At 39.9% G+C, this 14,075-nt stretch carries 8 protein-coding genes; all 8 read left to right on the top strand.

Annotated elements, in window-relative coordinates:
- Positions 1–199 precede the first annotated feature (199 nt).
- Genes QE382_RS23110 through QE382_RS23075 form a run of 8 tightly spaced genes read left to right on the top strand, consistent with a single transcriptional unit; the run spans position 200 to position 14,072 of the window.
- Positions 200–3,139, top strand: coding sequence for a SusC/RagA family TonB-linked outer membrane protein (locus QE382_RS23110; RefSeq protein WP_307187933.1), 2,940 nt, complete (start codon positions 200–202; stop codon positions 3,137–3,139).
- A gap of 10 nt (positions 3,140–3,149) precedes the next feature.
- Positions 3,150–4,664 (top strand): RagB/SusD family nutrient uptake outer membrane protein, encoded by a 1,515-nt coding sequence (locus QE382_RS23105; RefSeq protein WP_307187932.1) that lies wholly within the window; start codon positions 3,150–3,152, stop codon positions 4,662–4,664.
- Positions 4,665–4,678: 14 nt separating this feature from the next.
- Positions 4,679–5,785, top strand: a complete 1,107-nt coding sequence (locus QE382_RS23100) for a fasciclin domain-containing protein (RefSeq protein WP_293938383.1) — start codon at positions 4,679–4,681, stop codon at positions 5,783–5,785.
- A gap of 21 nt (positions 5,786–5,806) precedes the next feature.
- Positions 5,807–6,916 carry a DUF5007 domain-containing protein gene (locus QE382_RS23095; protein ID WP_307187931.1) on the top strand — a complete coding sequence of 370 codons (1,110 nt, stop codon included), beginning with the start codon at positions 5,807–5,809 and terminating at the stop codon, positions 6,914–6,916.
- Between the two features lie 11 nt (positions 6,917–6,927).
- Positions 6,928–10,086, top strand: coding sequence for a SusC/RagA family TonB-linked outer membrane protein (locus QE382_RS23090; protein WP_307187930.1), 3,159 nt, complete (start codon positions 6,928–6,930; stop codon positions 10,084–10,086).
- A gap of 12 nt (positions 10,087–10,098) precedes the next feature.
- Positions 10,099–11,646, top strand: coding sequence for a RagB/SusD family nutrient uptake outer membrane protein (locus QE382_RS23085; RefSeq protein WP_293953209.1), 1,548 nt, complete (start codon positions 10,099–10,101; stop codon positions 11,644–11,646).
- A gap of 11 nt (positions 11,647–11,657) precedes the next feature.
- Complete coding sequence (locus tag QE382_RS23080) at positions 11,658–12,419, top strand: fasciclin domain-containing protein (protein WP_293953207.1); 762 nt, start codon at positions 11,658–11,660, stop codon at positions 12,417–12,419.
- Positions 12,420–12,455: 36 nt separating this feature from the next.
- Positions 12,456–14,072 (top strand): DUF5008 domain-containing protein, encoded by a 1,617-nt coding sequence (locus QE382_RS23075; protein ID WP_307187929.1) that lies wholly within the window; start codon positions 12,456–12,458, stop codon positions 14,070–14,072.
- Positions 14,073–14,075: the final 3 nt, after the last annotated feature.

Raw genomic sequence — 14,075 nt, 5'->3', positions numbered from 1 at the left:
TGCTAAAACGTTTTTATATTTTATACTTAAAACCTTAAATTATGATACTAATTCTATTTGATACCGCATAATATAAATTTTTGAGAGGAATTGACCAATTTTCCTATCTCGAAAAATCAGTAAATTTCGCCTTGTTTTTTAGGCGATTTTAACCAGTAATAGTAGAAAAGTAAAAATAACCTAATTATATATCATTTATATGTACATGATTAAAAAGAGGTATTTGGATAGGCTTATTCTTTTAGGGTGGTCCTGTGCCTGTTATTCTTTTGCTTTTGGTCAAGATAAGGTGTTATCACCATCCGATAGTCTTAAGCTTCAGATTGGAACTTCAAAATTGGATTCAATATTTCAGATTAAGACTAGCCAAGTAAATCCAATAGAAATAAAAAAACAGGCGTTATTACCTTATTCTTCCCTGCAGCAATATCTCAAAGGAAATAATACGGGGCTTTATGTAACTGAACCTTCCGGGGAATCGGGCACCAAGCAGCCCATGTACTTTCGAGGCATCTCGAGGCCGTTGTTTTCCGATATTGACGTATTTCAAAATCAGCCATTGGTTGTTGTAGATGGAATTCCTTTGGTCGGAGAACACCCTTTTGCTTACGCCGTACAAACGTATAATCTCGAGCGTATTGGGCCTGCGACCAATCTATTTGCAAATATTAATATCGATATGGTAAAGTCTATTGAAGTATTAAAAGATGTCGCTGCGGTGGCGATGTATGGTCCTAATGCTGCAAATGGAGCTATCGTCGTTTGTACGAAAGAGTATAAAGCCGATAAAAGCAACCGCATAGCGATCAACATGTATACGGGATTGGCTGAGCGTCCACATGTCACAACGATCAATGGTGAATACGAAAACAAATTCAGAAAGCAATTTTATGATTTATATACCTCCAATGGCCAGTATGATGATGGAGATTCTTATCCAGTGTATTTGAGTGACTCGCTTAATATGAATTATTTTGGGAGATCCGATTGGACCGATTCTTACTACAATAGTGGTTTAGTATACAATTTGAATGCAAATTTATCCGGTGGTGGGCCACGTGCAAATTTTCAATTTGCAGCGGGCTCAACACAGGATAAGGGTGTGTCCGACCAGGTAAAATTGAATAAGTATTATGCTTTGTTTGGCCTGAATATGCGGCCGATGACTTGGTTAACGTTCTCTATGCAGGCAAATATCACTCGGCTTGATCGAAATCGCAACCTGAATCTGCGGGATAGATTTGCCCAGTTGGCCTATTTCCCAGATTTGTCTGCGCCTTTGTCACCTAATAAGGAGGTCTACAACGAGTATCTGAGCTATTATAAAAAAGGCTTTGATAATAACAAGACGAACGTTGTGCAGGGGTATGGAAAGCTGCAATTTGATTTTGGAAATTTTCATTTTCTTTCAACAGGAATGCTCGATTATAATGAGGGGTATCGGGATCAATTCTACCACAGTAAGTTGATGGAATCCAATAATTTTGCCTCAAATTACTATGGTTATAATCAGCGGGCGGTATTTGACAATAAAGCTCTTTATGACTGGAATATTAATGAAAGCCATACGTTAAACCTATTGGTTGGCAATAGTTTGCAATGGGATACTTATCGCTACAACTATGCTTATGCTTATAAAGGTGTAAATGATTTTATTAAGGTGAATCTGTTGGAAGACGATGCGCTGAAATCAAATTATCTCGAAGCGACGGCGTATCCGAAAGCGCTTATCTTTAAGTTTTTAGATCGCATCCGTCATAATCTGGTCTCATTTTATGGAAAAGCAACTTACAATTATGAGGATAAGGTCGAAACATCGCTATTGCTTCGCTCTGACGGATCCTCTAATGCGCAACCGGATGCCCGCTGGATTTTTACGCCGTCCTTGTCGGTAAATTGGAATATTAAAAATAGCTACTTTACGACCAATACTGACCTGAAGGATCTTACCGCCCGTTTTAGTGTCGGACGTATCGGCCTAAACAATGTGTTTGATGATTTTGCGCAAGGGCCTAATTATGTCGCTCAAATGGGATTTACGGGAAATCAGCTTATTGCTGGCTATAATGCGATTGCAGGGTTGGTACGGCCGTATGAATCGGGGTGGGTTGGTTATCATATTCCATGGGCTTATATAGACCAGGGTAATTTGGGTTTGGACTATGCGAATACACAAAAAAATTTTTATGTTTCACTGGATGTTTATTTGAAACAGACAAAGAACCAGCTAATTAATATTCCTTCATATAGCGAGTATGGCTATAAATCGAGCTATGCAGCTGGGATGAATGTGCAGAATATCGGTGCTGAATTGACTGTTGGACTAAATCCAATTCAATCCGATAATTTTAAGTGGTCCACAGCGCTCAATGTATCCCATAATCAGAATAAATTGAAGGCATTACCGAACGGTCTCGATAGGCTGGTTATCGGTAATAATCTTTTGGAGGTTGGCAAACCATTAGACCAATATTGGCTGCTTTCCAACGATGGTATTTACAAAACTGATGCTGATGTGCCTCAGGGAATGACTTATAATGCGATTCAATTGCATGCAGGTGATCCGATATGGAAGGATCTAAATGGTGACAATATGATCAACGATGAAGATCGGAAACTGCAGGGCCATCGCTTGCCTGCTGTTTTTGGCAATTGGTACAACAATTTTGTCTTTGGCAAATGGGACCTGGGGGTGAACATGTATTATAATCTTGGTCGGGAACTCATCAATCAGGAAATGGCCAATCGTTTTGATTTTATCAATAATGAAGGTGCGAAAAGCCTAGACGCAATCAAGGAGATCACCTATTGGGAAAAAAGAGGGGATTATGGCAAATATCCCTTGTATAATCCTTGGAGTACGGTTATTGCTTATCAGGCCGATCAAGACCTTTTCCTAGAAAATGCCTCCTTTCTTAAAATACGGGCGATCACGCTGGGCTATAACTTAACATCTCTTTTATCAGGCCGGAATCAAGCTATCAAAAATGCTTATGCTTATGTGTCTGCTAATAATGTTGCTACAATTACATCTTACAGTGGTGTAGATCCTGAGATCGTGGATTATACGGGTTACGATATTGGATCAAAAATGAGGATACCACGAATTTATACGGTAGGAATAAAAGTTGACTTTTAAACGAAAAGAAATGAAAAGATATCATCTCATATGGAGTGTTTCACTATTTTTCTCATTACTTCTGGGGGGTTGTAAGAAAATGCTGGATATAGACTCTTCTCGAACGGTCAATGAAGAGAATATGTGGAATGCTTTGGAAGACACGCGGGCAGGTTTGATGGGGATTTACGGTTTAACCAAAGCAGCTTTGGACGATAATAATGCTTATTGGCTGTATGGAGAGGTGAGGTCGGGGGACTTTGATAGCCCCACCCGTCAAGATCTTAAGGCAATTATTAAGAATGATCTCAAAGCGAATTATGAATCGCTGAACGCACTGTCGAATTGGAGACGTTGGTTTGCTGTAGTTAATGCTGCTAATATTTTTATGGAGCGCGCTCCGGGAGTAAGAGAAAAAGATATGCGTTACACGGAGAATAATTTGGTGGTGGATATGGCTCAGGCTCGATTTCTACGTGCTTACGCTTATTTCAATATGGTCCGTATTTGGGGTGATGTCCCCCTGATACTGAATTCTCATGATGGAAATTTTGAGAATAAACCCAAAGAGGACCGATTAAAACTGTACGCTTGGATCGAAAAAGAAATGTATGATGCCGCTCAATTATTACCTTATTCCTATAGTACGGGTGATGAACAGCAAATTGGGAACTACTACAATGAAGCATCTTCCAGATGGAATGGTGCGTTGGTCAGGAAACTTTCGGTATATGCTATCCTCGCACATTTGGCTGCATGGCAAGCCAATTATGCGGATGCTGCTTCTTATTCACAATTTGTGATGGACAATTATAGTAAAGGGGGAGCCTATTACTTGTCTACTTCGTTTTTAACGGATGGCAATGGATTTTTCTTTGAGAAGCGTTCCGAGCAGCTATTCTCATTTCCTTATATATGGTCACATGTGGAGGCGTCGTTCACGGGACATATTGAAGAGTTGACGCTGGCTGCTCCTGTTGTCAATAAGACCGTACCGGATATTTATATGCCAAAGGAAATGATTTTAAAAACATTTAACGAAAAGAAGGACCAACGGTTTAGTATCGATACACTGGGAAATCCTACGACAGAAGTATATTTCCGAAACTTCAACGGCAAGTATCCCATATTTAGCAAAATCAAATGTATTATGGGAGGTTCTTCGGATCCCACCTTCCGCATATTTACCAGTGCGACCGTACTGACTCGTTTGGAAGATATTACGCTTTTACGTGCCGAAGCTTTAGCTGTCTTGGGTGAAAAATCGACCGCCATTGAACTACTTAATGAAATTAGGGAACGCAGAGGGCTTAAAGTTTATAGTGAGACGACAAATGGAGATTTGGTTGACGCTATATTTTTAGAACGAAAACGGGAATTGATGGGTGAAGGACAGCGCTGGTATGATATGATTCGACGGGAAAAGATAAAACATGACAATCCCCAGTTAGCACAATTAATCGCTAACGATGGGATCTATTGGCCAATTGCTCGAGAAATTCTCGCTCAAAATAAGTTAATCGAACAAAATGCTTATTGGAAGTAAAGGAAGAACTAATTATGAGAAATAACCTATTTGTACGCGGTGTATATATACTTTTTATTACCGTCCTGCTGTATGCTTGTGCTAAAGACAAAGGCTATTATTCGCCCATATCCCAAGAAGCGATCTATAAGGGTAATTTATATAGTTATCTAAAAAGTAAGCCTGGAATATATGATTCTTTGGTGAAAGTCATCGATAGAATCGGTCTGCAAAAAAAATTGGAAGATAGCACAGTGACACTGTTTGCGTTGACCAATGCCAATTTTCAACTAGCTATTCAAAACCTCAACAATACGTTGAGTATCTCTGACAAGCCTGCACAATATTTGAATTCAGTTAAGTATGAAATATTGGATTCACTGCTATGCCAATATATTATCCAAGGCAGAATTGCAAGTGATTCCCTCAATAGTCAGGATGGCAAGGACGTACGGGGTATTCGATATGGCTATCCAATGCATATTGGATTAAATAAACAATCTTCATCTGGTTATATAAATGGAGGTCCTACGATTGTTGACTTTTCCGATACGAGAAGATCTGTTTTCAACCGTAACTGGGTAACGACTGAAACCAGCTCATTGAATATCCAAACAGACAATGCTGTTGTTCATGTATTGAACCCTGATCATGTGTTCGGTTTCAACAAATTTGTCAGTCAGATTATCTATATCCCACCTCCAGAAAATCTTTTCATAAAATTCAAAGGGCTAGGTTCTGCGTCGAAGGAAACTTCGGGTGGACCAAATGCTGTTGAAGCATCTAAATATGTATTTGATGGTAATCCAGAGACAAAGTTCTTTTTATCAAGTCCGGGACAGTTCTATTTGCAATGGGATTTTCCTGTCGAAGTACTTGCTAACAGTTATACACTCCGTTCAGCTAATGATATTCAAGATCGGGATCCAACGGACTGGACGTTACAGGGACTTGATGGAGAAAGTGGAAAATGGATATTATTGGACTCTAGACAAGGGGAGGAATTTGACGAAAGGTTTCAACTGCGCGTATTCTTTTTTACAAATACAAAGACGTACAAAGCTTATCGTCTGAATATTGCACGTATGCATGGTGGTAACGATTTCCAGTTGGCAGATTGGACAATGAACCGTAATCAATAACCAATTTAAGAATGTATGGACATGAAAATTGCTAGAAAATTCAATACACTAAATAAGACATGCAACTTGGGCCTGCTCATCTTGATGTGCGTCTGCTTAAATGGATGTAAAAAGCTTTACAATTTGCCGGATGAAAAAGAATTCTTAAGTGTCAACCTGACTTACGACGGAAAATCTTTTTATCCCATCTTGGGAAGAACTACGCTGATGGGGAATATTAATACCGATCATTCGACCACACCGCTGCGTTTTGAAATTGTTAACCCCCGTTATGGCGATGGGCGACCTTATACCGATCTTTTCGAAGTCAAACCTGTCTACCGTTGGATTTACCGCTATGATGGTACTGAAAAGAACCTGGAAGAAATTGAGGCCAAGCGTCAGCTCGTCTTTCGACCTCTTTTTGAGGTTGACTCTACGGGTAGTTTTATTTTGTGGAATTCATCGACAAATGAGCTGATAGAGCCGCGTTCCAAAGACAGTATAGATCTGGTGCAGAATATTCGGTATTTTGATTTAAAGGTCTCTAATTCTGGTGGTTCCACCGTAATTAAAGATTTTATGATTCTCCCTTGGCGTGTTCAGGATTATGAACCTTATTCGGATAAAAACCCCTATAATGGTGAGACTGCTCCAGATCCAAATGATCCTAAAAATCCAAAAAAGAAAAGTTATATCTGGCCTTCTTATATGAATGGAGTTTATGGGGAATTGTCAAATCAGGCATTACGCACGGATGATCAGTTTAAAGACCTAGTCGTCTATATCCGCAGATTTAACGGAGGGAATGGACATAATTTACGCTTTGTCTTTTTAAATAAAAATGGGGAGCCCATAAATCCGGATAGTTTTAATGAAACAAAGTGGAATGAACTGGTGCATGGCTTTAACATGAAAAAAACGGCTACTTATGTGCAATATGATGTAGCTTATCCAATTCCTCTAACAAGTTTTCCAACAAAGTATACTAATGGAAACAGCGCAAAGGTCGATTTTTCCTACTCCAGAAAGGGGTTTGGCGGAGGGTTAATTACGGCCAATTTTGGGTTGAACTTTAAAATTTTTACCAAAGGAGATTGGGAAATTGTTTTCCATTTTCAACGGGAGAATCCACGATTTGATAATGAATAATTGAAAAAGTTATGCAATTTAAGATATTTTATAACAGCTGCATGCTGTTGATATTGTGTGTGTTTCTTTCTACAAAGGTTTTTGCGCAGACGGTCATTATGTCGGGTAAGGTAACAGATAATAAAGGGAGGCCGTTGGCTGGTGTAACAGTACGTTTTGGCAAATCTGGAAAGGAAGCAACTTCGACAAATTCCTCGGGGGCATTTAGCTTAACAACGGCAACCGGAACTCCCGTTGCCTTTAGATTAATTGGTTATGATGGAACTACGATGACTGTGAAGGCCGACAGAAATGTAGTCGTTCAATTGAAGGAGATCGATAATCAAATGGATGAAGTTGTTGTTAGGGGGTATGTGAAGCGTCCAAGAGAGACAACTACAGGGTCCTCGACTAAGATCAGTGGAAAAGAAATTCAAGATATTCCATCGGCGAATGTAGAAAATTTGCTTCAAGGCAAGGTCGCAGGGTTAAATATACAGGTAAATACCGGAGCACCGGGATTTAGAGGATCCACACAGATCCGTGGACTTTCGACAATCAGTGTGACAGGTAGCGGTGATCAGTCATTTCTGACCCCCACCTCACCGTTGTATGTGATCGATGGCGTCCCAATGGATGCAGATAGAGCCAATGAACTCGGATTAAGCCAGCAAGGGCCAGGCATCAGTCCACTATCATTAATCCCACCTGAGGATATCGAAAGTATCGAGGTGCTTAAAGATGCGCAGGCAACATCGTTGTACGGATCGTTGGCTGCATACGGCGTAATTATTATCAATACGAAACGGGGGAACTCCGAGGTTCCCAGGGTGAGGTATACGGGCAATTTCTTCCTGAAAACACCGCCTCAGTTGCGTCCAACTTTGGGGGGTAATCTAGAGCGTCGTCTAAAGCTATTGCAGATCTATGGAAATGCATTGTCGCAGGATGACCTCGACCGAATTTCACAAACCCCCATGCTATCGGATAGTTTGAACCCTTATTACAATAATTCTACCAATTGGCAGGACCTGTTTTATGCGACGACCTACAACCAGACCCACAATGTGGCGATTGATGGTGGAAATCAGAAATTAAACTACAAAGCGAACCTAAATTATTATAATGAAAATGGTATTATCAAAAATACGGGGTTTGATCGCTACATGACCAATATGCGATTTGAATATTATCCTAACGAGAAGTTTAAGTTTACGGCGCAGGTAAGTGCCTCACTTGGCTCAAAAAGTAAAGGTAATGGCTTAGGCATTCTACAATCAGGAGTGGCAACAAACGGGATGACCTCAACGTTGTTGCCGGGGCCATCTTTTTATCTGGCATCTTCTGGCTATAACTCAGCATTGAAGACCCGCAATGATAATTCGTCTAAATCGATCAAGCCTTTCATTGAAGCTTCTTATGAAATTGTTCCAGGTTTGCGGGCAACAACAACAATGAGTTATGAGTCTACTTCCGATAATGAAAACACGTTTACACCGGCGGCAGCAAATGGTCAATTTGCACAAGTGTATGCTTATTATGGCCGTTATAATTCCTTGTATAATAGGAACTCCATCAATTATAGTCGCACGTTTAATGAAAAGCATACTGTATTTTTCAATTTATTCAATGAGGTCCGCACCTTGGATAAACAGGCTAATGCCACTTTACAGGCCCGTACGCCAAATGATCAGTTTGAAGGCCCGCTTGGATTTGATGGCTATTTTTCTAAAGGTGGGGGATTGTTACGTCGTGGATTCGGAAAAGAAAGAGGATTATCTTTTGCCATCGCCGGAACGTATGATTACATGAAGAAATATGTAGTCGATCTTTCTTATAGAATGGATGGGTCATCGCAGAATGGATTTGGAAACCTGTATACCAAAAATCCTGCTGTTGGTCTTCGATGGAATGCCTATCATGAGAATTTCTTGAGAGATGTGGACTGGATTAATTTGCTATCCATTCGAACCAGTTGGGGGGTGAATGTTATGCCGAATAGTACCTTGGAGCGCGTTTACGGAAAATACGATATTGCAGGAAGCTATAATGATAAGATAGGCATCGGAATCAATTATGAACAAATTCCAAATCCTGATCTAAAACCGACAACAACAAGTCAGTATAACCTGGGGTTGGACCTCGCTTTTTTTCAAAACAGGTTTGAATTGACCTATGATACGTATTATAAGAAAGTAAATAATATTCTATTTGAAGAACGACTTTCTTCATCGTTGGGATTTGAAAAAGTAAATAGTAACTCGGCTGCAATTGCCAATTATGGTCATGAGTTATCTGTTATGTTAAGACCTTTGACCGAAGGTCGATTTACCATGTCAGTAGGGGTAAATGGAGCATATAATCGGGATGTTCTGTTAAAGCTACCCGAGCATTATGGTGGGCAATTTGTCCGTTGGGAAAATAATGATAAATATAAGCAACATGTTGTTTTCAGGGTAGGAACTTCAACGATGTCTAATTACATGTTATTAAATCGAGGTGTATATAGCACCGATGCAGATGTACCCGTGGATCCGGCGACCGGACGACGTTATCGAATGGCCAATGGTACCGAATTTCAGGCCGGGGATCCAATTTTTGCAGATCTAGATGGTAACTATGTTTTAGATGAAAATGACTATGCCCGTACTGGGAATTCTCAACCTTTGATCACCGGTGGTATGCAATTGAATTTTAATTACAATCATGAAACCCTTGGATCTTTTGGTTTGAACTTATATGCATCCTATACAGCAAAACGTACCATCTTGAACAATGCCCTTGCAGAGCGATTGCAATTGATGAGTGATCCCTATGGGGATAGGACTGTAGTTCCTTTAGATGATATTAATATGTGGATGAAACCCGGCGATATTGCAAAGTATCCTTATGCTTATGATTTCAGAAGGTATTCAAGCGTTAATCCGTTTCGGATGGACCAAGATTTATGGGCTGAAGATGGATCTTACTTTAAGTTAAATAGTGTGACGCTCTCTTACATGTTTACGAAAAATGCGGTTAGAAGATATGGACTTGAGCGTTTAAGGGTATATGTTTCAGCTGACAATGTAACGACATTATCAAAATACAGCGGACCTAATCCCGAAAATGTAAGCACAATGGGAAGAGACGCTTCCGGAGGATATCCCGTGCCTAGACAATATAATGTTGGTGTTAATATTGATTTTTAATTGATCTGTAAGATGAAAACAAAAAGAAATATAGGAAGAATAGCTGTTGTCATATGTCTATGTACAACCGTCATGATAGGCTGTAAGAAATTTTTGACTGTAGAGCCGATAGATAGACTTACGGGTAACAATTTCTATCAGTCTAAAGAAGATGTAGAATCAAATATAGCACGTATTTATAGCCAGTTTTTCGAAAAACTGAACGAGTCTTGGGTAGTTGGTGCTATTGGCGAGGCGAGGTCTGGAGAAATTTTTCCCTCTCCTACATCCGGAACTAATCGTATGATACTTCGCGATTTGGGAACAAATGATATGAATGCAGTGTATAACAATACATTAAGTGGTGGTAGGTCAAGTGGTTATGCCATGTATCAGGTGTCTATCTGGGATACCTATTATAAAGTGATTCAGAGCTGTAATATTTTAATAGCCAAATTGGATGAGGGAATCTCCGGGTTATCTGCTGCAGATAAAGACCGCTATAAAGCCGAAGCTACTTTTATGCGTTGTCTAAGTTACTTCTGGATGGTACGTCTGTATGGCGATGTGGTTTACTACACGGATGCATATTTCGCAAAGCAACTCCCCCGTGAGGATATGGTTTCTGTTATTAGTAAAAGTATCGCCGACTTGGAATCTGTTAAAGATATGATGCCATGGACATTTGGGGAAGCCTCACAGCGTGGTGCGCGGGCAAGCCGAGGAAGCATTATCGCGCTGTTGATGCATATGAAGATGTGGAATGCGAATTTTGACTCGGCTAATGCAACGAAGTATTACGAAAGTGTAGCAAGTCTTGGAAAGGAGCTGCGTGCGAGTGGAGTCCATCATTTGTACAAACTTACCCCGGAAGAATGGGCTAAGGTCTCAAAAGGACGCACGGAAGAATCATTGTTTGAATTTTACCGAACAATCAATTATAATGATCAGAATAATGACTACGCACCTTTGTGGGATCATTTTTTACGTTGGCCATATAAATTTCCCCGTTACAATCAGCAGTTCAGTATTGCCTATTATTCCTCCATTTTTATGTATCGAATTTACCCGCTGAATGGCCCTGCAGACAAGCGCAAGGATCTCTGGTATGAGGATATGTATGCGAATGATGGATCATTTGTTTTAAAGAAATTTGCAGCCAATGTCTTTGCGTCAGGAAATGAAGACTCTAATCCAGACAATACATTTATGATCTTTCGTTATGCTGATGCGTTGTTATTAGAGGCTGAGGCCCTTGCTAATTTAGGTGGCGCGCGCGAGTCCGAGGCAATCTCAGTGCTTAATATAGTTCGAGATCGAGCTGAAGCCCCGCGCTATGCCGGTGGCGGTACTGATCTGAAGAATTTTATTTTCGAAGAGCGTTGTCGTGAATTGATCGGAGAAGGGGTGAGATATTTTGATCTGATCCGGACTCGAAGGATACTCAATCCACAATGGACCATGAATCCCATGACAATTGATCAGTATAACCGTCGTGCATGGACCTGGCCTTTGGATGCTTCGGCCAAAAATTTTAATTCAAAGATCGTGTTGAACGATTATTGGACAGGAGGAAATTAAATCAGTTTATTATGAGAAAAGCTAAGATAATAGGATATGCGTCGCTAACGATGTTACTGTTTGCCATAGTATCATGCAAAAAGGATGCATATTATAAAGATGGTGGATTGGCACAGGCAAAATTTGATGGCTCTATAATGGATTATCTGGATTCCAAACCGCGGGAATTTGATTCGATTGCCAAAATTATTAGGTTGGCAGGTTTAGAAGAAGATTTTAAGACCAAGGAATTTACTTTTTTTGCCCCGAGAGATGAGAATATAAAGAAGATGATCGGTCAAGCTAAGTCAAATGTGCCCGGCAATCAATCTAGCGTGAACTGGCTGCTTTATGATTTGGGGCGCGATACCATCAAAACATTGGCAGACGTAGATAGTACTATTTGGCGTAAATATTTATTGCGTTATATGTTCAATAATAAGCGAAAATTGATGGATTATCCACAGATTGATTTTGATTTGCTAAATGTTTATAAAGGGCAAAATTACACCTCATTTGCAAATACAGTTTCTAACATAGGTGTTGTCTATAACGATGCCATAAACGACTCTGACAAGAATAATATTACCCGGTTGAAATATATGGGATATAGACAATTATATATTTCATACATTCCAGATATCAGCAGGCCAAACGACTGGCGTTCATGTCCCGTTGCATCATCAGATATCCAGCCGGATAATGGGGTTGTCCATGTAATTGATTATACCAAAGCGCAGTTTGGATTCAATCAGAGTGATATTCTGTTAGATATATTAGAAAGTAAGCGTTAATAGCAATAAGCAGTTGTAATTTAAATTATGAAAGTTATGTACAATACGATTTGGAAATATACAGCCCTATTGTTCTTTATTGCTCTTTTTTTGGGTTGTAATAAGAACAATAGGATGTTTTCAGCTCCATACGAGGAGGGGCTTCCGCCATTGGGTATAGAAATTAATCCAACCGATAAAATGCAACCCGAATCGGGTAAAACAGGAGTCGAGACCATCATGCGAATTAAAGGCTTGGATAAGTATAAAGATAAGGCTATCATTCGATTTAACGGCGAAAAAGCACAGGTCGTCGAGCTAACGGCAGATTATGTAAAGTTGAAAGTTCCACCTTTTGCCAGTACGGGAGTGCTTTCTGTTGCCATTGACGATATTGTATTTTTTGGGCCACAATTTACGGTTTTAGGAAATGTATCTATCGATCAGACTTTTCAAGTGGGGGTAGGAACAAATAATACCGTTTCTGATGTTCTTTTTTTGGAAGATGGTAAAATGATCTTTACAGGGTCATTTACAAATTATAATAATAAAGGGTCGATACGGCCTATTAATCGTCTCGTCAGAACTTTTGCAGATGGAACGTATGATGCAAGCTTTCGTATAGGTACAGGCGCTAATAATTCGCTGAATAGCATTCTCAAACTAGGGAATTATTACTTTTTGGCAGGTTCTTTTTCAGGATATGGACAGCGAAATTCAGATATCAGCAATCTGACGCGAATTTACACCACCGGAGCGATTGATACCATGGGCATTAAACCATTCCGACGCCCGGGGCAAAGTGATACGTTGAAGTATTATCCGACATTTAACGGTGGGTTTGATGGCAATATCGGCAATATATACGAGTCGGAGGGGAAAATTTTAGCAACGGGGAATTTTAGATATTACATCCATCGCACTTATGATAAGCCCAATCGGTTGGAAACAAGGGATACGATTATCCTAGATAGTACCGAAATCAGACATGTTGCCCGTTTGAATCTAGATGGATCGTTGGATAAGTCCTTCAGGTTTGGGGCAGACGGCAAAGCAATGGCTGGTGGAAATGGAGCGGTAGCCACTGTATATCATACCAGTGGGGCCTTAAAAGGCAAAATTGTAGTATATGGCTCCTTCAATAGGTTCGACGGCCAACCAAAAGGATATATAACACGGTTGAATGCGGATGGAACATTGGACGATACATTTAATCCTGGTGGAGTTGGAGCAGACTACAATGTCTCCTCGGTTACTTATAATAGTGTAACAGATAAATACATGATCGTTGGAGACTTTAGTAAATATAACGGTGTATCGGCAATAAAAGTTATTATGTTGAATGCAAATGGAACCGTGGACCAAAGTTTCCAGGCCAAAACGTTTGAAGGTGGAAGTCCTTTCTATGCGATGCAGTTAAATGGCGGATTAATTGTTGTTTCCGGAGATTTTTCGCGCTATAGTAATATTGCCCGAAATGGTTTTATGATCCTGAATCCCAACGGTGAATTGAATGGAGATTATAATACTTCTGGTTATTTCTCTGGTTATATCAATAAAGTTGTTGAGACAAAAACAGAGGATGGTAAACGCGCATTACTTTTAATGGGCTTTTTTAACCGGTTTAATAATGAAGAAGTACATAATCTGATTCGGATTAAATTGGAACAGTAACTT

Source organism: Sphingobacterium zeae (genome assembly GCF_030818895.1).
In the GTDB taxonomy this organism is placed as follows: domain Bacteria; phylum Bacteroidota; class Bacteroidia; order Sphingobacteriales; family Sphingobacteriaceae; genus Sphingobacterium; species Sphingobacterium zeae.
This window is presented reverse-complemented; position numbering and strand designations above follow the sequence as displayed.

What these genes read in the sequence shown, in the direction of transcription:
- QE382_RS23110 (WP_307187933.1), top strand. Translation starts at nt 200, where the DNA reads ATGTACATGATTAAAAAGAGGTATTTGGATAGGCTTATTCTTTTAGGG.
- QE382_RS23105 (WP_307187932.1), top strand. Translation starts at nt 3,150, where the DNA reads ATGAAAAGATATCATCTCATATGGAGTGTTTCACTATTTTTCTCATTA.
- QE382_RS23100 (WP_293938383.1), top strand. Translation starts at nt 4,679, where the DNA reads ATGAGAAATAACCTATTTGTACGCGGTGTATATATACTTTTTATTACC.
- QE382_RS23095 (WP_307187931.1), top strand. Translation starts at nt 5,807, where the DNA reads ATGAAAATTGCTAGAAAATTCAATACACTAAATAAGACATGCAACTTG.
- QE382_RS23090 (WP_307187930.1), top strand. Translation starts at nt 6,928, where the DNA reads ATGCAATTTAAGATATTTTATAACAGCTGCATGCTGTTGATATTGTGT.
- QE382_RS23085 (WP_293953209.1), top strand. Translation starts at nt 10,099, where the DNA reads ATGAAAACAAAAAGAAATATAGGAAGAATAGCTGTTGTCATATGTCTA.
- QE382_RS23080 (WP_293953207.1), top strand. Translation starts at nt 11,658, where the DNA reads ATGAGAAAAGCTAAGATAATAGGATATGCGTCGCTAACGATGTTACTG.
- QE382_RS23075 (WP_307187929.1), top strand. Translation starts at nt 12,456, where the DNA reads ATGTACAATACGATTTGGAAATATACAGCCCTATTGTTCTTTATTGCT.